Below are 23,161 nucleotides of genomic sequence, written 5' to 3'. Positions count from 1 at the left end.
TCAGTCGAGGCTGGGAAAAATCCATTTCTGCTGGGCGACCTGCCACGGAAGTGCGCGGTCGAACCAGAATCCCTGCACATACGTGCCGCCCATGCGCCTGATCGAGTCGAGCTGCTCGACGCGCTCGATGCCTTCGGCGACCGTGGTGATTGCCAACGAACGCGCGAGCGCAAGAATACCTTCGACGATCATCGCAGCCTTGCGACTGCTGTCCATGCTGGCGGTGAAAGTGCGGTCGATCTTCAGCGCATCCACCGGGAGACGATGCAAATAGCTCAGCGACGAGTAGCCCGTGCCAAAATCGTCGATAATGATGCCAAGGCCATATGCCTTGAGCTCGGCGAGCAGGCTCGCGCTCCTGTCGACATCGGTCATCAACTGGCTTTCGGTTATTTCCAGGGCGAGCTTCACGGCGCTGAGCTGCTCGACGGCACCCGTCAGCAACTGCCCCACACGCTCTGCGAAATTCCGCTCGCGCATCTGCATGGCCGAGACATTCAGCGTGATGACGAGGTCGCTGGCCCCCATGCGCTGCCAGGCAAGAGCCTGCTGCGCGGCCGTGCTCATCACCAGATCGCCCATCGGCAGGATCAGGCCGGTACTTTCGGCGAGTGCGATGAAACGATCCGGCGCCACCTGGCCCAGGTCAGGGTGGTTCCAACGCAGCAGCGCCTCGAAACCGTGCAGTCGACCCGATGCCAGCTCGATGATCGGCTGGTAGTGCAGAACCAGTTCGTGGTCGGCAATCGCGTGGCGCAGGCAGTGTTCGAGCTTGCGGTTCTCCTGCAGGCCCAGACTGATGGCCGGTGTATAGAAGTGCACAAACTCGCTGTCCGTGTCATGGCTCACTGCCAGCACGGCCTGTGCCTTGTCGAGCAGTGCCTGCGCGTCGCGATCATCGTCGGGAAACACGGCGATGCCAAGCCGGGGGGCGGCCACAGCAGGCCTGTCACGCCCCTCCCCATGTCCTGCCAACAAGCGCTCGACCAGGGTATCGATCTGCCGCTGCGCCTTGTCGATATGATCCAGGTTGCCCATGATGAGGCCGAAGCGCGCTCCTGGCAGGACTCCCGCGAAATCGTCCTCTCCCAGTTGGGCCTCGATCTGTCGGCCCACCCATTTGAGCAACGCATCAGCCGGCTGCGCGCCCCACTGGCTCACCAACTGCTGAAAACCGATCTCCAGCACGCCCACCACCAGACTCCCGCCGTGCGCGCGGGCATGACGGATTGCATCATCCAGATACTGCACAAGCAGCACGTGATTTGGCAATCCGGTCGTGGTCTCGTGGGTAAGGCTGTGCGCCAACGCCTGTTCGGTGGCAATCATGTGCAGACCGAACGCCGCATCCTGTGCCAGTTGCTCGAGCAACTCTATTTCTTCGGTCTCGAAATAATCCGCACGGTCCACACACAGCGTGAATACGCGTCGTCGTCCATCCGGTGTGAACCCGATGGGAAATGCCGCGGCGGAATGCATGCCGAGCGGTTGGCTGGAATGGTGCCCATGCGCCGTCCCCGGATCCGCGGGACAACGGTTGTTCACCGCAACCACCCCCTCGCTGGCCGCAACGGCCGATGGACTGCGGCCTGCAGGGTCGTCGGCGCCGAGGGACACCTGCATCCCGGCCTGGGCTTGCGCACGGGCGCCAGCCCAGCCAACGGGACGCAGCATTTTTTCCTGCGCATCGACCTCGCCGATCCACGCGCTGGTGAACTGGCCGACCTCGCAGGCAATGCGGCAAATTTCTTCGAGCAGCAGCGATACGCTCGGCCGTAAGAGGATCGCCGCATTGATAGCCGCCAGCATGGCGTGCAACCGGTTCCGGCGCTGCAGCGACTGGATGTGGCGGGTCCGCTCGGCGGCCTGCCGTTCGATGTCCGCCGCCATGCGGTCGAAGGCCATGCCGAGCCGGGCGATCTCGTGATTGGCTGCGGGCAGTCCGGTGCGCGCATGCAGGTCGCCGCGTGCCAGACCATCCATGGCCGTCAGCAGTTTCTGCGCGGGCCACAGAATCAGGCGGTGCCCGAGCGACCAGATCAGGGCCAATACGGCCATCAGGCCGGCGACCATCAGGCTCAGGTTGCGTATCAGTGTGTGCCATGCGCTCTGGTAGAGCGTCGAACTGGCGATGGACATGACAAACGAACCGATCCCGGCTTGTTCGCCCAGCGGTAGCCATGCGATCAGTTGCCCGCCCATCCGCTCGACATGCACCACGCCCGGGGCCGCCGAAGCATGCCGTTGCGGCATGCCTGCCACCAGCTTGCGGATGTCGTCGTCGACACGCGCTGGGGCACCCCGTCCCAATTCGGTGAGGCCGCCAGCGGAATCGACGAAAAACAGTCGCGCCTCGTTCATCGCGGGAATCGCGGCTACATCGACGGTTTCGATCACTTTGTCGAGCGAGGGAAACGCGGTTGAAACGAATGCGATGAATTTCCGCGCGGATCCCGGGAACGGTTTTGCAACAGCGATCACCAGTCGCGGAAACGGGGAGGCACCCGGATCGGTCATCGTGATCACCGGCCGCCCGGAAAGCCTGGCTGCATTGCGCAATAGCGCATGATCCATCGAATAGGCAGGTCGACCAGGTTGGCGCAGGGTGCAAATGGTCTCGCCATCATCGCGGACCACTCCGATACTGTCGTATTCGGGATGCTGCCGCGCCAGCACATGGAATGAATCGGGGCATGTTGTCTCGACCCCTGACAGGTCACTGGCCGCAACCGCAAGTCCGGCAGCTGCGTCCGTGGTCACGTCGGCATAGACATGCTGGGCATGGCCCAGCACAAGGGGCAACGACAAGCGTGCGGATCCCTCGGCCTGCCGCAACGACGCCACCGTATCCATCGAGGCAATCACGAAACCCGGCAACGCCGCCAGCATGGCCAATGCCAGCACGCGGGCGCGCAGACTGCCCAGCCAGCGCCCGCGGATCACGCGCTCTCCCTGACTGAGGGTGCATCCATGGGGGTCTCGGAGGAAGCCGGAGCCTCCGCCTTCATCAGGCAGTTCTTTCCGTGCGCCTTGGCCTGCAGCAGCGCGGCATCCGCGGCTTCCAGCAGCTCGTTCAGGTGTCTGCCGTGCGCAGGATACGCGGCCAGGCCAATCGATAGAGTAACCTCGGCGAAGGCTTCCCGGGGCCGCGGATCCATGCTTGCGATGCCTTTTTTCAGAAGGCGGCGGGCCACTTCCTCGGCGCCGGCCACACTCACGCCGGGGAGCAGCACGACAAATTCGTCCCCTCCGAAGCGCGCACCGATATCCGCACCACGCAGTTCGCGCGTCAAAAGCCCGGCCACCGCCTTCAGCACCGAATCGCCAGCCGCGTGACCGAATGAAAACCCGACCGTCACGATCAGCACCGCAAGCGATATATAGATCAGGCCGCGCATCGGCGGATGCAGGAACAGCACCAGGGGCGGCAGCACGAAAGCCCAGGAAATGCCCGTGTGGTGGCCGATCTGGAGCGCCACGAAGGCGGCCAGCAATACGACCAGGCTGTGCGCGGCGGCTTTGGCATGGCGGCTGCGCGCCAGTGCCGCATTGAGGAAACAGGCCAGCGTCAGCAGCAGGGAGGGCAGCATCCAGCTCGCGTTGTGACCCGCATGCGCGGTCAACGGCTCCAGCAGTGCGATCACGCCAACCAGCAGCGACAGCGACCAGCAAAGTGCCTGCTTGTGTCGTTCCAGCAAGCCGTCCAGATCGGTCATGCGGCCACGCGATACCCCGGCAACCGGCAGGGCGGCGGCAGAGGCGGCAGCAGGAACCGGGGGGGTGGGCATATGTCGCGCAGTCTCGTGGAATGGGATCACCGGGGCAATCGGGCGATCCGCCTTCCCGTCGGCCGAACCGGATCTACCTGCCCCGGCCGCTTCATCCGCTGCAACACAGTCAGCCCGGGCTGCTGGTCGAGCGCAGCCTGGCAGGAAATGTTATCGATAACATATCGTCGCGCGGCTCGGCCGGATTGCCGGGTCGGGTGACGAGCACCCGGGGCGCGGCCCGGCCGTCACGATGCGGCCGCATTATCTTGCACACAATAAAATTGCTTGAAACATGATGTGCCGCCCCCATCCCCGACCGTGGCCGGCGGGCGTCGACCGCAAGACGGCACGCCCCGCCCGCACCGTTCGAACCATCCCCCATTCCACCCCACCCTGCGCACCCGAGGAGTTTCCATGACCGATCACGCCGCTTCGGCCGACGTCGACGTCCTGTTCCAACCGATCACCGTGGGCGAGCTGAAGCTGCCCAACCGCATCGTGATGGCCCCGCTTACCCGCAACCGCGCGGGCGAGGGCAACACCGTGGGCGACCTGCAGGCCACCTACTACAGCCAGCGCGCCAGCGCCGGGCTGATCATCGCCGAGGCCACCCAGGTGGTGCCGGAAGGCCAGGGCTACATCGCCACCCCCGGCATCCATTCGCCGGGGCAGGTAAAGAGCTGGAAGAAAGTCACCGACGCCGTGCACGCCGCCGGCGGGCGCATCGTGCTGCAGCTGTGGCACGTGGGCCGCATCTCGCACACCTCGCTGCAGCCCGGCGGCAAGGCGCCGGTGGCGCCGTCGGCGATCCGTGCCGAGGCCAAGGTGTTCACCGCCGATGGCTTCAGCGACGTCTCCATGCCGCGCGCGCTGGAGCTTGAGGAGATTCCCGCGCTGGTCGACAGCTACCGCCAGGCCGCGCGTCACGCCATCGAGGCCGGCTTCGACGGGGTCGAGGTGCATGCCGCCAACGGCTACCTGATCGACCAGTTCCTGCGCGACAAGTCCAACCGGCGCACCGACGCCTACGGCGGCGGCATCGAGAACCGCACGCGGCTGCTGTTCGAGGTCTGCGCGGCGGTGGCGAGGGAAGTCGGCGCCGGCCGCACCGGCGTGCGGCTGTCGCCGCTCACGGCGTTCGGCGACATCGCCGACAGCAACCCGCAGGCGCTGTTCAACCGCGCGGTCGAGCGCCTGGCCACGTTGAACCTCGCCTTCATCCACGTGATCGAGGGCGAAACCGGCGGCGACCGCGCGCCGCAGCCGTTCGACTACGCGGCCATGCGCAAGCCGTTCAGGGGCGCGTGGATCGTCAACAACGGCTACGACCGCGCCATGGCGATCGACGCCGTGGCCCGCGGCAGGGCCGACCTGGTGGCGTTTGGCCGTCCGTTCATCAGCAACCCGGACCTGCCGCGCCGGCTGCGCGAGAACGCGCCGCTGAACGCGCTCGATGCCGACACGCTGTACGGCGGCGGCGCCAGGGGCTACATCGACTACCCGGCGCTGGCCTGATCCGCCGCGCGGCGCGGACCGGCCACCGGATGGCTTGTCCGCGCCGCGCGCGTGCTGCACCCTCGCGCCATGAGCCGCCCCCGTTCCAGTCATCCCCCCTCCGCCCCGCCCCGCGACGACGCCTCGCCGCTGTGCCTCAAGCGCCAGCTGTGCTTCGCGCTGTACGCGGCCAGCAACCGGGTCACCCGGCTGGCGCGTTCCGCGCTCGATGCGCTCGGGCTCACCTATCCGCAATACCTGGTGCTGCTGGTGCTGTGGGAACACTCGACGTGCACCGTGGGCGAGATCGGCCAGGCGCTGATGCTCGACTCCGGCACGCTCACCCCGCTGCTCAAGCGGATGGAAGCCAACGGCCTGCTCACCCGCACCCGCGACCCGGCCGACGAGCGCTGCGTGCGCATCGCACTGTCGCCGCAGGGTCGTGCGCTCAAGCGTCGCGCGGCGCAAGTTCCCGCCGGCATGCGTTGCCGGATCGGGTTGCCGCCCGACGATATCGAATCGCTGCGCGAGCAACTGCACGCCCTGCTGCAGGCGATCGAGCCGCCGCCGGACGAACGCTGACCGCCGCGCTCGACACCACCGCGAGAAGAACGGCTACCTGCGTCTCGCCACCGCACTCACGCTGGGCGACGGCATCGAGCGCACACGGCTTGCACTGGAGCAGTGCACACCGGCCTGGGGCAGGCCCGCGGCATCGCCCTTCCGGTGAAAAGGCGTCGCGGCTGAAGCCGCTTGTATGTTTGTTCACGGCGAGTCAGAAAGGGCTTGCCGGGGTGGAGGGACCTTAGCCGCATCTCCCACAGGAGCCGCAGCGAGTCGCGAAGATGGGGCTATCCCTGCACGATGCGCCGGTGCCCGCCGAAACCGTGGGAGGGGTTTCAGCCCCGACAGCCGGCCGCCCTTCACTGGAACTGGTCGCTCGCCGGCACCCATGAGCTGGACGCGCGGGCCGGCGTCGCCAACGGTTTCGGCGGGGCGTTGCCGGTGGCGGCGCAGCCGGGCGGCAGCGGGCCGCCGGCGATGCGGGCGGTGGCGCATTGCACCGAATTGTCCAGCAGGATCGGCGCGGCCGCCGGCTTCGCCACGCTGACCGCCGGTGCGGGCGGGGGCGGCGCGAGCGGGACCGACGGCAGGTTGAGGCGCTGGTAGATCTGCCGCGTCAGCGGCTTGGCCGGCGGATCGGGGTTGTGACAGCCGAACAGCGCCATCGGGAACAGCGGCATCGCCACGCATTCGATGCGCACGCCGCGCGGCAGGTGGAAGGTGTGCTTCATCGTGGTCTTTTCCACCGCGTGGCGCAGCGCGGTGTCGATCGAGCTTTCGCCTTCGGGCGCCCAGTCTTGCTCGAAGCGGGTGGGCTTGTAGCCGAGGTTGGGCGCACGGTGCTCCATGATCTGCACGTCGCCGTGCGGCTTGAGCTGGATGTAGTCGCCGGGCTGTCCGCTGCTGGCACCGGTGGCTGCGTTGCCCGCGGTGCTGCCGGCCGGCTCGCTGCTGCCGGTGCCCTGCCCCGGCGCCGGCAAGACGAGACTGCCGTCCGGGCCGATCACCGGCGTGGACGGCTCCTTGCCGGTGGGTGAGCCGGGCGTGGCGGTGTCGCTGCCTTGCGGCGTGGCGTCGGGCGCGGTGCTCGCGTCGCGCTCGCCCACGGCGGCGCTGGGCCGATCGGCGGCGCGCGCTTCGGCGGCAACTGGCGCGCTGGCGGGCACCTGGTTCGCGGCGCTTTTCTCAATGGCCGGCGCCGCGCTGGCCGCCGGTGCCGTCGCGGGCGCGGCGGGCTTCGGCGCCTCGGCGGCAGGCGCCGGGGCGATCGCCGGACGCGCCACCGCGATCGCCGCCGCCGGCGCGGGCAGGTCCAGCTTCGGCGCGGCGGACGCCGGGGCGCGCGGCTGTTCGATCAGGCTCGGCGCCAGCGGCGCGACCGGCACGGCCTCCAGCTGCGGCTCGGCCGCGGCCACGGTGATCGCCGGTGCCTGCACCCGCGGCCGCTCGGTGGCGACGACGATCGGCGCGGGCGCGCTGATCTGCGGCTGCAGCTTGACCTGCGGCGCGGCCTGCGCGGGCAAGGGCATCGGCTGCAGCTCGGGGACCGGCGGCGCGGCCGCCGCCACCTGCGGATGCGCCAGCACCACGCTGGCCGGCGCCACGGCAGGCGGCACGCGCGGGTCCAGCGCCACGGTCGGCGGTGCGAATGTCGGCGGCGCCTGGGCGGGCAGCTCGGGCAGCGCCAGCGAAGCCGGCGGCGGAATCGGGCGGTTGCCTTCGAGCTGCGGCTTGCGCGGCGGCTCCGGCTGGAACGCCGGCGGCACCGGTTTGGCTGCAGGCGGCGTATCCAGTGTGATGGTCGGCGGCGCGGCGGCCAGCGGCACCGGGGCGAGCTCTGGCGTGGGCGCGGGCGCAGGCAAGCTCAGTGGCGGGGGCGGCGCGGCCACGGCCTTCTGCGGTGCAGGAACGCTGCTGCGCCTGCTCACGTCGATCACCGGCGGCTGCAACGTGGGCACCGGGACCGGTTCGACGGCGGGCACGGCGGGAAGCGCCGGTGTGGCCGCGTCGGCCCACGCCGTGCGCATGGCCACGCGCGCGGCGCTGCCGCGGTGCACCGGACCGCGCTCTTTCGGCGGCGTGCCACGCACCGGCGGCGGCGGGGGCGGCTCGTCCTTCTTCTTCTCGATCAGGCGCACCTGCAGGGCATCGCCGGGGTGCTCCGGCAGCGGCGGCGGCACATAGGCGGGGCCGAGCACCGCGCCAATCAGCACGACTAAGTGCAGCAGCAGGCTGCCGATCAGCGCCACCGCGCGCAGCCCGCGGTCGCGCGGCTTTTGTCGCGTGCCGCGACGGTAGACGCGCGCCCGCTCGGCCGCCTCGCGGGGCGATTCCAGCATCACGACGGGGCGGCGGACCGGGCGGTCCGATGGCGGCAGCGGCATGCGCGCGAGTGTAGCGGCGCGCTACCGTGGCGCGATGCCGTACCCGCGTGGCGACAGAGGCCGAGAAAAATTCGACCGCCGTAGCGAGCGCGCCGCCCAATGTTCATGACAGGGTGCATTGGGGGGCAAACCCGGGGAATTTGGAGAGCCAAATCACCTAGATTTGCCGGCGGCGCGCCGCCGGCACGGACGTTTGGCGACGGTCGCAGCAGGCGGGCGATTCTCAGCCTCTCAGTGACTGGTGGCCGGCGGCCGGGGGTTCGGCGACGGCCGATTCGACGGCGACGCATCCGCCGACGACGGCGTGGCGGTCGGCGACGTATCCTTCGCCCTTGCACGCTGCGCGGTGTCGGCCGGGCACCAGGTGGGCAGGCGTTTGCCCGCACGGAACAGCGCCACGCACTGGCGCACTTCCTCGTCGACTTCGCGGGCCGGCGTGTCCACCGGACAGCCATAGGGCAGCGGTCCCTGGCTGCGCCACGCGGCGATGCAGGTTTGCAGCGAGGGCGGCGCGGGCGGATGCGGATCCTTCGCCAGCGGCGCGGCCGGCGCCATGCTCAGGCGCTCGTCGCCGTCGTTGGGTGGTGGCGGCGCGGGCGGATCGGCGCAGCCGCCGAGCAGGCTGCACTTGAGGTGCACGCCGCGCGGCAGGTTCACCGGGTGCTGCTTGAACAGCGGCGCCATCACCCTGCGCAGCCCCGCCTGCGCCGCGTTCTCGCCCGGCGGCGGAAAATACGGTTCGAAGCGCGTGGCCTTGTACGGCAGCGGCGAGGTGTGATCCATCACCTGCATGTCGCCGGTGGGCCTGCGCTGCACGTAGTCCGGCACCGGCACGGTGGCGGATGCGGCAGGCAGCCGGGCCACGCCGGTGCGGTCGAACAGCCGCGGCGCGGGCGACACGCTGCTGGTCGGCGCGGGCGCCGGGCCGGGCACCTCGACGCGCATCGCGTCCGGCTGAGCCATTTCGCGCACCGGCTTCGGACGCGGCGGCGGGCCGGGCGGCGCAAGCGGCGCAGCCACGCTCGGTGCCACCGCTGTGCGGCGCGGAATGAAGCGCACCTGCAACACCGGCTCGGCCGACGTCGCGGCGCTGGTCGCGAATACGCGCGGCGGACCGGGCAGCGTCTCGTGCCACAGCACCACCGCGAAGAACGCATGCAGCACCACCACCAGCATCCAGGCCAGCACGCGCGACCGCCGGTTGAGACGCGGAGGTCGACGATCACGCAGCGTGCGCAGCAGCTCGCGCGTGGCGGCGTCCAGCGGCTGCAGTCCGGGCGCGGGCATCCAGCGGTGCGGGTCGAGCGGCGGCGTGCGTTCGATGATCGACCTCGGCGGGGTGGGCGGGGCATGCGGGCCGGCCAGCATGCGAAAGCGTCGCAGACCGCCGCGTGAATCACGCGTTGCACAGACCGTGCGTTCCCCATGGGGTTCCCGCCCGGCCGCAGTGCAGCTTGACCGCGTGCGGCGATGGGAGAACCCTCTGCGCGCGGCCTTCGCCGCCTCTCCGCCATGACCGCCCCGGCGCCCACGCGCCGCGGACTGCCATGACGGCCCGCCAACGTCTGCCGCGCCACGCGGCCTCGTGCGGCGCCGTTCAAGCCGGCACGGGACCCGCGCTTGCGCCAGGGAGGGTTCTGCCATGTCCGTATCGAGGAGCACCCCGCTCGCCAACCACGTTCGCCGGTCGCCGCGCCAAGCGCGGTGGGCCGGCTTCCGCACCGCTCGCGCGCCGCGTTCCGGGAGGTCGTCATGAACGCCCACGCCCATCGCACCGAGCAGATCCGCAACATCGCCCTGGCCGGCCACGCCGGCAGCGGCAAGACCACCTTGCTCGAGGCGCTGCTGTTCGCCGGCGGCGCGATCCAGGCCACCGGCTCGGTGGAGCGCGGCAACACGTTTTCCGACACCGATGCGCAGGAGAAGGCGCGCGGGCATTCGATCGACAGTTGTCTGGCCGCGGTGACGCGCGGCGACTGCCGCATCCAACTGATCGACACCCCCGGCTACCCCGACTTCCGCGGGCCGGCGCTCGCCGCGCTGGCGGCGGTGGACACGGTGGCGGTGGTGGTGAACGCGGCCAACGGCATCGAGTACGGCACCCGGCGCATGGTGGAGCACGCGCGCCGGCGCGACCTGGCCTGCGTGCTGGTGATCAACCGCATCGACAGCGAGGGCGCGCGACTGCCCGCACTGGTGGACGAGCTGCGCGAGACCTTTGGCCCCGAATGCCTGCCGGTGAACCTGCCGGCCGACGGCGGCACGCGCGTGCTCGATGCATTCTTCCACCGCGAGGGCGCCACCGACTTCTCCTCGCTGGCGCAGGCGCACCAGCGCATCCTCGACCAGGTGGTGGAGATCAACGAGGCGGTGATGGGTGCGTATCTCGATACCGGCGAGGAAGCGATCACGCCGGCGCAACTGCACGATGCGTTCGAGCAGTGCCTGCGCGAAGGGCACCTGCTGCCGATCTGCTTCGTCAGCGCGCGCACCGGCGCGGGCGTCGCCGAGCTGCTGGATCTGGCCGAGCGGCTGCTGCCGCATCCGGGCGAGGCAAACCCGCCACCGTTCCTCGATGCGCGCCACCAGCCGGTGGAGGTGCGCGCCGATCCATCGCGCCACGTGGTCGCCGACGTGTTCAAGATCGTCAACGATCCGTTCGTGGGCAAGCTCGGCATCTTCCGCGTGTGGCAGGGCACGGTGCGCCGCGACAGCCAGCTGTTCGTCGACGACGGCCGCAAGCCGTTCAAGGTCGGCCACCTGCTGCGCATCGAGGGCACGCGCCACGTGGAGATCGAGCAGGCGGTGCCGGGCGACATCGCCGCGGTGGCGAAGGTGGACGACATCCACTTCGACGCCGTGCTGCACGACTCGCACGACGAAGACCGCATCCAGCTCGCGCCGATGGCGTTCCCGCAGCCGATGGCCGGGCTGGCGCTGGAGCCGAAGCACAAGGGCCAGGAGCAGAAGCTGGCGCAGGCGCTGGCGCGGCTGGCCGAGGAAGATCCCTGCCTGCGCGTGGAGCATCGGCGCGAACTCAACGAGACGGTGCTGCGCGGGCTGTCCGAGCTGCACCTGGCGATCGCGCTCGAACGCATGCGCGAGCGCTACGGCGTGGAGGTGCTCACCCATCCGCCGCGCATCGCCTACCGCGAAACGATCGCCGCGGCGGCCGAGGGCCACCATCGCCACAAGAAGCAAACCGGCGGCGCCGGCCAGTTCGGCGAGGTGCTGCTGAAGGTGGAACCGCTGGCGCGCGGCGGTGGCTTCGAGTTCGTCGACGCGGTGAAGGGCGGAGCGATTCCCGGCCAGTTCCTGCCGGCGATCGAGAAAGGCGTGCGCCAGGCGATGGACCACGGCGCGCTGGCCGGCTTCCCGCTGCAGGACGTGCGCGTGACCGTGCTCGACGGCAAGCATCACGCGGTCGATTCCAAGGAAGTCGCCTTCATCAGCGCCGGCCGCAAGGCCTTCCTCGATGCGGTGGGCAAGGCGCGGCCGATCGTGCTCGAACCGATCGTGGACGTGGAGGTGGCGATTCCCGAGCAGCACGTGGGCGACATCACCGGCGGGCTCGCCGGCAAGCGCGCGCGCATTCTCGGCACCGACCTGCAGCGCGGCGGCGAGCTGCTGATCCGCGCGCAGGCGCCGCTGGCCGAACTGGCCGACTACGCCACCGAGCTGCGCGCGATCACCGGCGGACGCGGCCGCTACAGCATGGAGCTGAGCCACTACGAACCGGTGCCGCCGCCGGTGCAGAAGCAGCTGAGCGAAGCGTGGAAGCCGCATCCGGACGAGGACTGAGGCGCGCCGCCGCCGGCATCTGCCACGGTTTCCGCGTCGCGATGCCTTCCGCTGGTGCGTGCCGCAAAAGAGCGCCGCGGCGGAAGCCGCTCCCACAGGGCTTCCGATGCCCGGTGGGGTTGTGCCGTGTCGGGTCGGTGCCCGCCTTGAGCCGGCGGGCTTCCGGTGCCCGGCGGGCTTGCGCACCGGGCTGACCAGGGCAGCTCAGGCGGCGAGCTTCTCGATCAGCGCGTGGGCGAACGCCGGGATATCGTCGGGCTTGCGGCTGGTGATCAGCTGGCCGTCGGTCACCACCTCGCGGTCGTGCCACTGCGCGCCGGCGTTCTCCAGGTCCTGGCGCAGCGACGGCCACGAGGTGACCTTGCGGCCCATCACCAGGCCGGCATCGATCAGCGTCCACGGCCCGTGGCAGATGGCCGCCACCGGCTTGCCCGCATCGCCGAATGCGCGGATGAAGTCGATCGCCTCGGGCTGGAGGCGCAGCCTGTCCGGGTTGATCACGCCGCCCGGCAGCAGCAGCGCGTCGAAGTCGTCCACCGCCGCCTTGTCCAGCGGCAGATCCACCTTTACCGAACCGGCCCAGTCGCCACCGGTCCAGCCCCTGATCTGCGCGCTATGACCCGGGGCGATCACGCTGACCCGGGCGCCGGCCGCTTCCAGCAGGCGCCTGGGTTCGGTCAGCTCGGAATGCTCGAAACCGTCGGTGGCGAGGACGGCGACGCGACGGCCTTTCAGGTTGGACTTGCTCATGGAAGCACGCTCCTTCGCGTGGAAAACATTCTCCAGCATGGCAAGCGCGGCATGGCGTGCGCGTCGCCGGAATGTATTGCCGCCGTGAGCGTGGGCGCAGCGATGGGTTGAGCGATGGGTTGAACACCGCACTGCGCTACCATCGAAACGGTTTCGTGTCGGCGAATGCGATGAACGAGCTGGAACTCAACCCGCGGCAGCAGCAGCTGATGGCCCAGGTCCGCAGGGACGGCTTCGCCACCGTGGAGGCACTGGCCAGCCAGTTCGACGTCACCCCGCAGACCATCCGTCGCGACCTGGGCACCCTCTGCGATGCCGGCCTGCTGCGCCGCTACCACGGCGGCGTGAGCCTGCCCTCCAGCGTGGAGAACGTGGCCTACACCACGCGCCAGGCATTGCAGCAGGACGAGAAACGCCGCATCGCCGCGCTGGTGGCCGAGCACATTCCCGACGACGCCTCGCTGTTCATCAATCTCGGCACCACCAACGAGGAAGTGGCGCGCGCGCTGATGGGCCACAGCGGCCTGCGCGTGATCACCAACAACCTCAACGTGGCGATCATGCTCAGCGACAACCCCAGCTTCGAGGTGATCGTGGCCGGTGGCGTGGTGCGCGGGCGCGACCACGGGGTCACCGGCCAGCCGGCGATCGACCTGGTCAGCCAGTTCAAGGTGGACTTCGGCGTGATCGGCATTTCCGGCATCGAGCCGGACGGCACGCTGCTGGATTTCGACCTGCAGGAAGTGCGCGTGGCGCAGGCCATCATCGAGCACTCGCGCCAGGTCTACCTGGCCGCCGACCAGAGCAAGCTGGGGCGCAACGCGCTGGTCCGGCTCGGGCACATCTCCGCGGTGGGCGCCTGGTTCACCGATCGCGCCCCACCGGCGGATATCGCCGCGGTGGTGGCCGAGGCCGGCGTGCATCTGCACGTGGCCCATGCCACCGGCCGCTGACGCCGCATACCCCCGCTACGCTCCGTGGCCGGTCCGCATGCCCGCCGCCCCGGTCCGGTCCACGTGCGCTGCAGTGCAGCGTGCAATGTTTGAAAATGTTCGAATACCATCGCAAACGATCGATATCGAACTTTACACTCCAAAAAAAACCGCAGGAATGTTCTATTTCGAGCATATAGTGGCCGGATGAGAGCGAAATCGATCATCAACCCATGGAGCCCGTCATGGCGGAGCAGTTCGATGTACTGGTGGTGGGTGGCGGCATCAACGGCGCGGGTATCGCCCGCGACGCCGCCGGTCGCGGGCTTTCGGTGTGCCTGTGCGAGCGCGACGATCTCGCTGCGCACACCTCCAGCGCCAGCACCAAGCTGATCCACGGCGGCCTGCGCTACCTGGAACAGTTCGAATTCGCGCTGGTCGGCAAGGCGCTGGCCGAGCGCGAAGTGCTGCTGCGCGTCGCGCCGCACATCATCTGGCCACTGCGTTTCGTGCTGCCGCACCAGTCGCACCTGCGCCCGGCGTGGATGATCCGGCTGGGCCTGCTGCTCTACGACCACCTTGGCCGCGGCAAACGCAGCCTGGCCGGATCGCGCCGGCTCCGACTGACCGGCAATGCCCTGGGTGCGCCGCTGCGCGAGGAATTCCACACCGGCTTCGTCTACTCCGACGCCTGGGTGCAGGATGCCCGCCTGGTGGTGCTCAACGCGATGGACGCGCAGGCGCTGGGCGCCACCATCCTGCCGCGCACCCGCTGCGTGCGGGCCACCCGCTCCGCCACCGGCTGGATCGTCGAGCTGCAGACGGCCGACGACATGCCGCGCACGGTCCGGACCCGGGCGCTGGTCAACGCGGCCGGACCCTGGGCCGTGCAGTTTCTGGACGAGGTGGCGGGCGTGGGCCACGACCACTCGCTGCGCCTGGTCAAGGGCAGCCACATCGTGGTGCCGCGCATGTTCGACCACGACCACGCGTACATCTTCCAGCAGCCGGATCGGCGCATCGTGTTCGCGATTCCCTACGAGCACGACTACACCCTGATCGGCACGACCGACGTGGAATACACCGACGATCCCGCGGCACCGCACATCGACGCCGACGAGACGCGCTACCTGTGCGATGCCGTGAACCGTTATTTCCGCCGCTCGATCTCGCCCGCCGACGTGGTGTGGAGCTACAGCGGCGTGCGCCCGCTGCTGGACGACGAGGAAGACAACGCCTCGGAAATCACCCGCGACTACCAGCTCGAACTCGACACCGACGGCGCGCCGCTGCTGAACGTGTTCGGCGGCAAGCTCACCACCTATCGCCGGCTCGGCGAGGAGGCGGTGGACCGTCTCGCCGACGTGCTGCCCACCCGCGCCGGCGCATGGACCGGCCGATCCGACAGGCCGCTGCCCGGCGGCGAGCGCCGCGACATCGAGGCGCTGCGGCGGGAACTGTGCCAGCGCCATCCGTGGCTGCCCGAGACGATGGCATCGCGGCTGGTGCGCAATTACGGCACGCGCAGCGCCACGGTGATCGGCGCGGCCACCTCGCTGGCCGCACTGGGCGAGCATTTCGGCGCCGATCTGTACCAGGCCGAAGTGGATTACCTGCGCCGCCACGAATGGGCGGCAACCGCCGAGGACATCCTCTGGCGCCGCAGCAAGCTGGGGCTGCGCATCGCCGCGCCGGATGTCGCCCGGCTCCATGCCTATCTGGCCGAAGCGCCGCCGCGCACCGACACACGCGCCAGCGCCTGAGCGCTTCGCGCCGGGTTCCGCTGCAACCACTGTCGTCACGCGGCCATGCCGGGGCCACACCGCCCCGGGGAGCCCAGCGCCGTGTCCTGAAAAACACCGAGGTCGCGATCCGGCGGGGGCCGGACACGACCGCCCATCACCGGAGGGAGCGCAGCATGTCGTACCGCAATGCAGTGAAACACCCGCAATCGCAGGCCCCGCGCGGGCACACCGCCCGTGCCGGCATCGCCCGGCCCCACGGGACACTTCCCGTCTTGCCCGCGCCGGAGGTGACGGCATGAACCGCCAACTGCTCGGCGAACTGATTTCCGAAGCGGTCGCCATCTTCATCATCATCGCGCTGGGCGACTCGGTCGCCTGCATGTACGTGCTGTACGACCCCAGCCCCTACCTCAACGCCTACTGGGGCGTGTGCATGGCGTGGGGTCTGGCGGTGACGCTGGCGATCTACGTCACCGGGTCGGTATCGGGCACCCATGCCAACCCGGCGGTGACGCTGGCGCTGGCGATCTTCCGCGGTTTCCCGTGGAAGAAGGTGCTGCCGTACTGGGTGGCGCAGGTGATCGGTGCCTTTCTCGGCGCGGCGATCGTCTATCTGCTGTTCCAGCCGGTGATCGACCACTACAACGCCACCCACCAGCTGACCCGCGTCGGCGGCGGCGCGGCGGGCGTGTTCTTCACCCATCCGGGACTGGCGATCACGCCGATGCACGCTCTGCTGGACCAGATCGTGCTCACCGCGTTCCTGCTGTTCGGCATCTTCGCGATCACCGAGCAGTACAACGAGATGGCGCCGGGCGCCAACTCCGGCGCGCTGATCATCGGCCTGCTGGTGGCCACCATCGGCGCCTCGATGGGCTACCTCGAAGCGTGGGCGATCAATCCGGCACGCGACTTCGGCCCGCGCCTGTTCGCGTTCTTCGCCGGCTGGGGCAAGTCGGCATTGCCGTCGCCGGACAATTACTGGTGGATCCCCATCGTCGGCCCGCTGATCGGCGGCGTGATCGGCGGCGGCGCCTATCGCTGGCTGATCTACCCGTTCCTGCCGGCACGCCAGCGCGCGCTGGCGCTGGCGCCGGCCGGCCGCGTGCAACCGGCGGCGTCCGATGCAACCGCCTGAGACATTCCCTGCCTGACCATGCCGGCCGCCTGCGCGCGCCGGCCCCTCGATGAAAAATCCGCAGGCGCCATCGGCCCGCTGTCATCCGCCGTCAAACGCCGCTTTGCCAGGAGTCACTCATGGACAAGCAATACATCCTCGCGATCGACCAGGGCACCACCAGTTCGCGCGCCATCCTGTTCGACCGCGCCGGCCACATCGTCGGCACCGCGCAGCGCGAGTTCGGGCAGATCTTCCCGCAGCCGGGCTGGGTCGAGCACAACCCGCGCGAGATCATGACCAGCGTCTACACCACCATCACCGAGCTGCTCAACAACCTGCAGGTGAAGGCCACGGCGATCGCCGGCATCGGCATCACCAACCAGCGCGAGACTGCGGTGGTGTGGGACAAGGCCACCGGGCAGCCGATCTACAACGCGATCGTGTGGCAGTCGCGCCAGACCAAGGGGATCTGCGACCAGCTGCAGGCCGACGGCCACGAGGACATGGTGCGCGCCAAGACCGGCCTGCTGATCGACGCCTATTTCTCCGGCACCAAGGTGAAGTGGATCCTCGACCACGTGGAGGGCGCGCGCGAACGCGCCGAGCGCGGCGAGCTGCTGTTCGGCACGATCGACAGCTGGGTGATCTGGAACCTCACCGGCGGCAAGGTGCACGTCACCGACGTCACCAACGCCTCGCGCACGCTGATGTACAACATCCACGAACTGAAGTGGGACGACGAGCTGCTGGCGATGCTCGACATCCCCAGGGCGATGCTGCCGGAGGTGCGCTCCTCCAGCGAGGTCTACGGCCACACCGAGGGCCAGTACTTCTACGGCCACGCCGTACCGATCGCCGGCGTCGCCGGCGACCAGCAGGCGGCGCTGTTCGGCCAGGCCTGCTTCGCGCCGGGCATGGCCAAGAACACCTATGGCACCGGTTGCTTCCTGCTGATGAACACCGGCGAGAAGGCCGTGGCCTCGAAGAACGGCCTGGTCACCACCATCGCCTGGGGCGTCGACGGCAAGGTGGAGTACGCGCTGGAGGGCAGCATCTTCGTCGCCGGCTCGGTGGTGCAGTGGCTGCGCGACGGCCTGCGCATGCTGGGCAAGGCCAGCGACTCGCAGGCCTACGCGGAGCGCGCGGTGGACAACGACGGCGTGTACATCGTGCCGGCCTTCGTCGGGCTGGGCGCGCCGTACTGGCGCAGCGACGTGCGCGGCGCGGTGTTCGGGCTGTCGCGCGGCACCACCAAGGAGCACTTCATCCGCGCCGCGCTGGAGTCGATGGCCTACCAGACCCGCGACGTGCTCGAGGCGATGCAGGTGGATGCCGACATCGACCTGAAGGAACTGCGCGCCGACGGCGGCGCCATCGCCAACGACTTCCTCGCCCAGTTCCAGAGCGACATCCTCGGCGTGCCGGTGCTGCGACCCCAGGTCGCCGAGACCACGGCGCTGGGCGCGGCGTATCTCGCCGGCCTGGCCACCGACTTCTGGGGCAGCCGCGAGGAGATCGCCAAGCAGTGGGCGGTTGATCGCCGCTTCACTGCGTCAATGCCGAAAGAGCGACGCGAGGCGCTCTATGCCGGATGGACCATGGCGGTGCAGGCGACGCTGGGGTTCCGGGTCTGAGTCCCAAAAGGCAACTGCGCGTCCTTTTTCACGTAGCGAGCGACTGTGCCGTGAGACAAGAAGCCTGGCGACCCCCCGTACAAGGAGCGCACCCCTCGATCGAGTCGAGGGCAGGCCCTGCGCGCGACCCGCCTTCGCCACACCGCCGCGTCGGTCGCCCACAAGGTGGGGGCTCCTACACCATCCACGACACGGCGGGATGAAGGGCATCGACGATGCGCGGTGCGCGGCGGAATATGACCCTCAGCGCTTGGGCTGCAGCAGCGTGCCGGTGCATCCGGGCGAGCCGCACAGGCACTGCCACAGCTTCTTCAGCCGCGCGGTGTACGGCACTTCGAGCACGATGCCGTAGTTGTAGGTGAGCTCTTCGCCGGGCTTGATGGTGCGGATCGCCTCGATCAGCACCCGGTCCCGGCGCGGGTCGCCGCTGGCGCTCTCCTCGATCACCGCGCGGCAGTTCGGGTTGCAGCTGTGGTTGATCCAGCGCGCCGTGTTGCCCTTGCGGTTGGCGTCGATGATGTACTCGTCGTTGAGCGTGAACAGGAACGTGTGCCCGGTCTCGCCGCCGTCGCCGTACATGGCGTCCGCCTCGTCGTGGGTCATCAGCGTGCCCTTGTACTGGACGATTTCCTCGCCCTTGCGGATGACCTCGGTGGCGAACACGCCGTTGCCGTGGATGGGCGAGCGGCGGGCGATGAAACGTGCGGGCATGTAGAAGATCCGGTGAGGGGCAAACGCCGATGATGCCCGTTCGAGGTGATCGTTGAAACCGCCGCCCCGGCTCAACGCCATGACGCGGCAGGGACGCCACCCATCCGTCCGAAGCTGTTGGGGCTGAGGCCCCTTCAACCGCAGTCGTCATTGAACCCCTCGGCACCAGCGCCCACCCCAGCTGCGACATCCCGCGCACGCCCGTGGCGGTTTCGGCCACCACGCAAAGATGGTTAGAATCGAGCATTCAAACGATCGTTTGGAGAAGCCGTGATGCGTCTGCTGCGCTGGATCGTCCCCGCCGTGCTCGCCCTGGGCCTGCTCGCCTGCGGGCCGCCGCGCAAGAGCGTGTTTCCGCCGGCGGTGAGCATCCAGCAGTTGCAGGTGCAGTCCGACGGGTTGTGGCACCTCACCGTGCGCATCCAGAACAACAGCTACGGCGAGATGGATTTCACCGCGATCGAAGGCACGCTGCAGGTGGCCGAGGGGGTGCCGGTGCGCCTGCACGGCACCTTCAAGCGCGACATCCCGGCGCTGTCCGGCGACATCGTCGAACTCGACGTGCTGCCCACGCCGCAGATGAGCAAGGCGCTCGCCGCCACCGCGGCCAAGGGCAGCGGCGGCTCGCTGGCCTACCGCGTCAGCGGCCGCGCCACCGCCAAACCCGAGCAGGAAAAGCAGCCGCGCAGCTTCGACTTCAGCGGTAACGACTGGCTTTCGCCGGTGCCGGGCATCCCCGGCACGTTCCGCTGATCCGCTGATCCCGTTCCACCCATTCCACCGAAGGACATCGCCATGACGCTTTACAAGGCCCCGCTCGACGACCAGCGCTTCGCCCTTTTCGACGTACTCGGCGCGGAAGCCGTGCTGACCGGCCTGGAAGGCGGCGAAGGCCACACCCGCGACCTGCTCGACGCCGTGCTCGAAGAGGCCGGCAAGCTGTCCGAACAGGTGCTGGCGCCGACCAACGGGCCGGGCGACGTCGAGGGCTGCCACTACGACAAGGCCACCCGCACGGTCACCACGCCGAAGGGTTTCAAGGAGGCGTTCAAGGCCTTCGCCGAGGGTGGCTGGGCCGGCCTGACCATGCCCGAAGCCTATGGCGGCCAGGCGCTGCCGGCGGTGCTGGGTACCGCCACCACCGAGTTGTTCCAGAGCGGCAACCTGGCCTGGAGCCTGTATCCGCTGCTGTCCGAAGGCTCCTGTCACGCGATGGAACTGCATGGCGAGGAATGGCAGCGCGAGCTGTTCATGAAGCGCATCGTCGCCGGCGAGTGGACCGGCACCATGTGCCTCACCGAGCCGCAGGCCGGCTCCGACCTCGGCCTTTTGAAGACGCGCGCCGAACCCGCCGGCAAGGGTCTGCACGACGCCGACCTGTACAGGATCACCGGCACCAAGATCTTCATCAGCGCCGGCGAGCACGACCTCACCGAGAACATCGTGCACCTCGTCCTCGCGCGCCTGCCCGACGCGCCGGCCGGCAGCCGCGGCATCTCGATGTTCATCGTGCCCAAGTTCAAGGTGAACGCCGACGGCTCGCTCGGCGAGCGCAACGCCGCGTACGCCGGCGCCATCGAGCACAAGATGGGCATCAAGGGCTCGGCCACCTGCGTGATGAACTTCGACGGCGCCGAGGGCTACCTGATCGGCAAGCCGCACAAGGGCCTGGCCGCGATGTTCACCATGATGAATGCCGCGCGCCTCGCGGTGGGTGTGCAGGGCCTGGCGCTGGCCGAACGCGCGCTGCAGAACAGCCTCAACTACGCGCGCGAGCGCCTGCAGTCGCGCGCACTGTCCGGCGCCAAGTTCCCCGACAAGCCGGCCGACAACCTGCTGGTGCAGCCGGACGTGCGCCGCATGCTGCTGACCCAGCGCGCCTTCGTCGAAGGCTCGCGCCTGCTGGTGCTGTACAACGCACTGCAGGTGGACATCGAGGCGCGCGCCAAGGACGAAGCCACCCGCCAGAAGGCCAGCGAGCTGGTGGCGTTTCTGATCCCGATCTCCAAGGGCCTGGTCACCGAGCTCTCGATCGAGTGCACCAAGGAGGCGCTGCAGATCTACGGCGGCCACGGCTACATCGGCGAGAACGGCATGGAGCAGTTCGCCCGCGATGCGCGCATCACCACGCTGTACGAAGGCACCACCGGCATCCAGGCCGCCGACCTGCTGGGGCGCAAGATCCTCCAGCTGCAGGGCGTGGGCTTCAGGCACTTGCTGGAGGAAATCAGCGGCTTCTGCCAGCAGCACAGCGCCGACGAGTCGCTGCGTGCGCTGATCGGCCCACTCGCCGTGTACGCCAGGCAGTGGGGCGACATGACCATGAAGCTGGCCCAGCGCGTGCAGGCCAACCCGGAGGAACTGGGCGCCGCCGCCAACGACTATCTGTACTACTCCGGCTACGTCACCCTCGCCTACCTGTGGGCCCGCAGCGTGGCCGCCGCCGACAGGAGCAGCCAGCCGGCCGCGTTCAAGCAGGCCAAGCGCGACACCGCCAGCTTCTACTTCAGCCGCATCCTGCCGCGCTGCCTGGTGCACCAGGCCGGCATCGAAGCGGGCGTGGCGACGCTGCCCGAGATCGCGTAAGCCGCCGCCGCGCGCACACGAGACGCCCGGCACCGCCGGGCGTTTTTCTTGGTGTGAACGTCGACCGCCCTGGCCCTGTCGGCGGATCGAAGCAATTGCTACGCTGCACAGAATCCAAGGGGGGGGAATGCTCATGCGTCAGATGGCCGTGCTGTTTGCCTGCCTGCTCACCTGCACCGGCGCCCTGGCGGCGTCGACGCTGCACCCGGGCGACACGCCGCCCGACGCGCTGGGCGTCACCCGCGACGGCACATACCTCACGCTATCGTCGCTGCGCGGCAAGGTGGTGGTGGTGAGCTTCTGGGCCACCTGGTGCGGCTACTGCATGAAGGAGCTGCCGACCCTTGCGAACATCCAGCAGGTGGCGACGCAGCGGCACCTGCCGCTGCAGATCGTGGCGGTGAACCACATGGAAAGCGTGCGCACCTTCGCCACCGTCGCGCGCAACATGCACCGCATCCTGCCCGACCTGCTGATGAGCCGGGACGGCGACGGCGCCGTCGGCAGGCCCTACGGCAGCGACGACGGCATCCCGGTGATGGCGATGTTCCAGCGTGACGGCACCCTCGTGCACCTGCACGTGGGCTACGACGAAAGCGATCTCGACGGAATCCTGGCGGAGATCAACGCGCTCGTCGCGCAGCAGCCGGCCGCAGCCGTCGCGACGCCAACCAATAGCGCGAATTGACGTCGTAGCTAGGCATAGCTGACATCAACAGACCAGGACACCACTGCGACGACTGCAATACAACGCACAACACTTGGTCGTCGCACTTGGTCTGGTCGAATTTGTACAAACTGTCCCGTCATGACAAGGGCAATCCGAGTCAGACTCTGCGCAGAATCCAGTTCGAAGGATGCCGCGAGTTGTTCAATCTGGAGGTGGAGCTTTACAAGCCGAAGCGGCTGTTATTCCTGACTGGAGTTGACTGGGCAAGGCCATTCCTCAGCAAAGGCCGCCATATTTCAAAACCTGAATGCCGCTATGTTGAAGATCGCGGCTTCCTCGAAGACACCCGATACGTCGTGGCAAGGCATCCGCAAGGCAAGCCGGAAAAAGAGTGGACCAGAGAGGTGATCGATTCATTCGAATTTCTGCTCACCCAAGAACGATCGCCATTCGGCGCTTGAGGAGCCCCGGCCATGACGGAAGCTGCTGCACGCTTTGGTAGAGACATCACGTCTGAAGTTGCTATCTATCCGATGGGATTCATCCGCGAGTCGCTGATGCGGGCTGCAGCAAATCGGGGGTGGACTTGCGTCGACTTGGGCCAGACGACCTCAAGGAGGTTGGTCGCGGTCGGTGTCGCGGGCGCACACCTTGAACAAAGCGAAGAAGACATTTTCGACAATATCAAACAGCTGCTTCCTCGACTCGACGCAGCAGTGCTGTGCAGCGGGTTTCCCTTCGAGGGCTCCTATCGAAAACACACAATGAGTGGCCTGATTGAGTTGTTCCGCTCAGGTCAGGTTCCTGTCCACATCTACGATCAAGCAGAGTCAATCGATCGCAATTTGGCCCTATCGGACGCGATTGATCGAATCCTGACTCCGTGACCTCTCCCTGCCAAACCGCACCACACAGCCACCTGCACGAGCCCGCCCGCTCACCCATCGGGTGAGGCCCGCTGTCGGGTATGCTGCGGCTCGATCTCGTTGCCGCGCCGTTC

The 23,161-nt window shown here is 68.6% G+C and carries 18 protein-coding genes; 12 read left to right on the top strand and 6 right to left on the bottom strand.

Annotation, left to right across the window (positions count from 1 at the left end):
• Both ACO2Q2_RS16035 and ACO2Q2_RS16030 read right to left on the bottom strand, forming a co-directional pair.
• On the bottom strand, positions 1–2,943 hold the full coding sequence (locus tag ACO2Q2_RS16035; RefSeq protein WP_423257188.1) for an EAL domain-containing protein: 2,943 nt from the start codon (positions 2,941–2,943) through the stop codon (positions 1–3).
• On the bottom strand, positions 2,940–3,716 hold the full coding sequence (locus tag ACO2Q2_RS16030; protein ID WP_423257186.1) for a GGDEF domain-containing protein: 777 nt from the start codon (positions 3,714–3,716) through the stop codon (positions 2,940–2,942). The genes ACO2Q2_RS16035 and ACO2Q2_RS16030 overlap by 4 nt, the downstream gene beginning before the upstream one ends.
• A 468-nt stretch (positions 3,717–4,184) precedes the next feature.
• On the opposite strand from ACO2Q2_RS16030, the gene ACO2Q2_RS16025 reads away from it, so the two are divergent.
• Both ACO2Q2_RS16025 and ACO2Q2_RS16020 read left to right on the top strand, forming a co-directional pair.
• Positions 4,185–5,285 carry an alkene reductase gene (locus tag ACO2Q2_RS16025; protein WP_423257184.1) on the top strand — a complete coding sequence of 367 codons (1,101 nt, stop codon included), beginning with the start codon at positions 4,185–4,187 and terminating at the stop codon, positions 5,283–5,285.
• Between the two features lie 69 nt (positions 5,286–5,354).
• A complete protein-coding gene (locus ACO2Q2_RS16020; RefSeq protein ID WP_423257182.1) occupies positions 5,355–5,846 on the top strand; it encodes a MarR family winged helix-turn-helix transcriptional regulator in 492 nt (163 codons plus the stop codon).
• Between the two features lie 341 nt (positions 5,847–6,187).
• On the opposite strand, the gene ACO2Q2_RS16015 is transcribed toward ACO2Q2_RS16020, so the two are convergent.
• Together ACO2Q2_RS16015 and ACO2Q2_RS16010 are read right to left on the bottom strand one after the other, a co-directional pair.
• Complete coding sequence (locus ACO2Q2_RS16015) at positions 6,188–8,167, bottom strand: hypothetical protein (protein WP_423257180.1); 1,980 nt, start codon at positions 8,165–8,167, stop codon at positions 6,188–6,190.
• A 276-nt stretch (positions 8,168–8,443) separates the two neighbouring features.
• Entirely contained in the window at positions 8,444–9,580 is a 1,137-nt protein-coding gene (locus ACO2Q2_RS16010) for a hypothetical protein (RefSeq protein WP_423257178.1), read from the bottom strand.
• Between the two features lie 384 nt (positions 9,581–9,964).
• Between ACO2Q2_RS16010 and fusA the strand changes: the two genes are divergently transcribed.
• Entirely contained in the window at positions 9,965–12,013 is a 2,049-nt protein-coding gene (gene fusA, locus ACO2Q2_RS16005; RefSeq protein ID WP_423257176.1) for an elongation factor G, read from the top strand.
• Between the two features lie 204 nt (positions 12,014–12,217).
• On the opposite strand, the gene ACO2Q2_RS16000 is transcribed toward fusA, so the two are convergent.
• On the bottom strand, positions 12,218–12,763 hold the full coding sequence (locus ACO2Q2_RS16000) for a type 1 glutamine amidotransferase domain-containing protein (protein ID WP_423257174.1): 546 nt from the start codon (positions 12,761–12,763) through the stop codon (positions 12,218–12,220).
• 170 nt (positions 12,764–12,933) lie between these two features.
• On the opposite strand from ACO2Q2_RS16000, the gene ACO2Q2_RS15995 reads away from it, so the two are divergent.
• The 4 genes from ACO2Q2_RS15995 (at position 12,934) to glpK (ending at position 18,194) form a co-directional block, all read left to right on the top strand.
• Positions 12,934–13,716, top strand: coding sequence for a DeoR/GlpR family DNA-binding transcription regulator (locus ACO2Q2_RS15995; protein ID WP_423257172.1), 783 nt, complete (start codon positions 12,934–12,936; stop codon positions 13,714–13,716).
• Between the two features lie 224 nt (positions 13,717–13,940).
• On the top strand, positions 13,941–15,458 hold the full coding sequence (gene glpD / locus ACO2Q2_RS15990; RefSeq protein WP_423257170.1) for a glycerol-3-phosphate dehydrogenase: 1,518 nt from the start codon (positions 13,941–13,943) through the stop codon (positions 15,456–15,458).
• 277 nt (positions 15,459–15,735) lie between these two features.
• Positions 15,736–16,578, top strand: coding sequence for an MIP/aquaporin family protein (locus ACO2Q2_RS15985; protein ID WP_423257168.1), 843 nt, complete (start codon positions 15,736–15,738; stop codon positions 16,576–16,578).
• A gap of 119 nt (positions 16,579–16,697) precedes the next feature.
• Entirely contained in the window at positions 16,698–18,194 is a 1,497-nt protein-coding gene (gene glpK / locus ACO2Q2_RS15980) for a glycerol kinase GlpK (protein WP_423257166.1), read from the top strand.
• A 243-nt stretch (positions 18,195–18,437) separates the two neighbouring features.
• Here the strand turns inward: glpK and ACO2Q2_RS15975 are convergent, their stop codons facing one another.
• On the bottom strand, positions 18,438–18,905 hold the full coding sequence (locus ACO2Q2_RS15975) for an SET domain-containing protein (RefSeq protein WP_423257164.1): 468 nt from the start codon (positions 18,903–18,905) through the stop codon (positions 18,438–18,440).
• A 273-nt stretch (positions 18,906–19,178) separates the two neighbouring features.
• Here ACO2Q2_RS15975 and ACO2Q2_RS15970 point away from each other — a divergent pair, with 273 nt between their 5' ends.
• The 5 genes from ACO2Q2_RS15970 to ACO2Q2_RS15950 all read left to right on the top strand — a co-directional run bounded on the left by ACO2Q2_RS15970 (position 19,179) and on the right by ACO2Q2_RS15950 (position 23,048).
• Complete coding sequence (locus tag ACO2Q2_RS15970; protein WP_423257200.1) at positions 19,179–19,658, top strand: hypothetical protein; 480 nt, start codon at positions 19,179–19,181, stop codon at positions 19,656–19,658.
• A gap of 42 nt (positions 19,659–19,700) precedes the next feature.
• The gene (locus tag ACO2Q2_RS15965; RefSeq protein WP_423257162.1) at positions 19,701–21,491 is read left to right on the top strand and encodes an acyl-CoA dehydrogenase C-terminal domain-containing protein; all 1,791 of its coding nucleotides are present in this window, start codon (positions 19,701–19,703) and stop codon (positions 21,489–21,491) included.
• 133 nt (positions 21,492–21,624) lie between these two features.
• Positions 21,625–22,179 carry a TlpA family protein disulfide reductase gene (locus tag ACO2Q2_RS15960; protein ID WP_423257160.1) on the top strand — a complete coding sequence of 185 codons (555 nt, stop codon included), beginning with the start codon at positions 21,625–21,627 and terminating at the stop codon, positions 22,177–22,179.
• 179 nt (positions 22,180–22,358) lie between these two features.
• Positions 22,359–22,622 (top strand): hypothetical protein, encoded by a 264-nt coding sequence (locus ACO2Q2_RS15955; protein ID WP_423257158.1) that lies wholly within the window; start codon positions 22,359–22,361, stop codon positions 22,620–22,622.
• A gap of 12 nt (positions 22,623–22,634) precedes the next feature.
• Entirely contained in the window at positions 22,635–23,048 is a 414-nt protein-coding gene (locus ACO2Q2_RS15950) for a hypothetical protein (protein ID WP_423257156.1), read from the top strand.
• Positions 23,049–23,161 lie beyond the last annotated feature (113 nt).

It is taken from the genome of Dyella sp. KRB-257, assembly GCF_049445995.1.
Lineage (GTDB): Bacteria > Pseudomonadota > Gammaproteobacteria > Xanthomonadales > Rhodanobacteraceae > Dyella_A.
Note: the sequence above shows the minus strand (reverse complement) of the source record. Positions and strands in the feature narration are given on the sequence as shown.

What these genes read in the sequence shown, in the direction of transcription:
- ACO2Q2_RS16030 (WP_423257186.1), bottom strand. Translation starts at nt 3,716, where the DNA reads ATGACCGATCTGGACGGCTTGCTGGAACGACACAAGCAGGCACTTTGC.
- ACO2Q2_RS16025 (WP_423257184.1), top strand. Translation starts at nt 4,185, where the DNA reads ATGACCGATCACGCCGCTTCGGCCGACGTCGACGTCCTGTTCCAACCG.
- ACO2Q2_RS16020 (WP_423257182.1), top strand. Translation starts at nt 5,355, where the DNA reads ATGAGCCGCCCCCGTTCCAGTCATCCCCCCTCCGCCCCGCCCCGCGAC.
- ACO2Q2_RS16015 (WP_423257180.1), bottom strand. Translation starts at nt 8,167, where the DNA reads ATGCTGGAATCGCCCCGCGAGGCGGCCGAGCGGGCGCGCGTCTACCGT.
- ACO2Q2_RS16010 (WP_423257178.1), bottom strand. Translation starts at nt 9,580, where the DNA reads ATGCTGGCCGGCCCGCATGCCCCGCCCACCCCGCCGAGGTCGATCATC.
- fusA (WP_423257176.1), top strand. Translation starts at nt 9,965, where the DNA reads ATGAACGCCCACGCCCATCGCACCGAGCAGATCCGCAACATCGCCCTG.
- ACO2Q2_RS16000 (WP_423257174.1), bottom strand. Translation starts at nt 12,763, where the DNA reads ATGAGCAAGTCCAACCTGAAAGGCCGTCGCGTCGCCGTCCTCGCCACC.
- ACO2Q2_RS15995 (WP_423257172.1), top strand. Translation starts at nt 12,934, where the DNA reads ATGAACGAGCTGGAACTCAACCCGCGGCAGCAGCAGCTGATGGCCCAG.
- glpD (WP_423257170.1), top strand. Translation starts at nt 13,941, where the DNA reads ATGGCGGAGCAGTTCGATGTACTGGTGGTGGGTGGCGGCATCAACGGC.
- ACO2Q2_RS15985 (WP_423257168.1), top strand. Translation starts at nt 15,736, where the DNA reads ATGAACCGCCAACTGCTCGGCGAACTGATTTCCGAAGCGGTCGCCATC.
- glpK (WP_423257166.1), top strand. Translation starts at nt 16,698, where the DNA reads ATGGACAAGCAATACATCCTCGCGATCGACCAGGGCACCACCAGTTCG.
- ACO2Q2_RS15975 (WP_423257164.1), bottom strand. Translation starts at nt 18,905, where the DNA reads ATGCCCGCACGTTTCATCGCCCGCCGCTCGCCCATCCACGGCAACGGC.
- ACO2Q2_RS15970 (WP_423257200.1), top strand. Translation starts at nt 19,179, where the DNA reads ATGCGTCTGCTGCGCTGGATCGTCCCCGCCGTGCTCGCCCTGGGCCTG.
- ACO2Q2_RS15965 (WP_423257162.1), top strand. Translation starts at nt 19,701, where the DNA reads ATGACGCTTTACAAGGCCCCGCTCGACGACCAGCGCTTCGCCCTTTTC.
- ACO2Q2_RS15960 (WP_423257160.1), top strand. Translation starts at nt 21,625, where the DNA reads ATGCGTCAGATGGCCGTGCTGTTTGCCTGCCTGCTCACCTGCACCGGC.
- ACO2Q2_RS15950 (WP_423257156.1), top strand. Translation starts at nt 22,635, where the DNA reads ATGACGGAAGCTGCTGCACGCTTTGGTAGAGACATCACGTCTGAAGTT.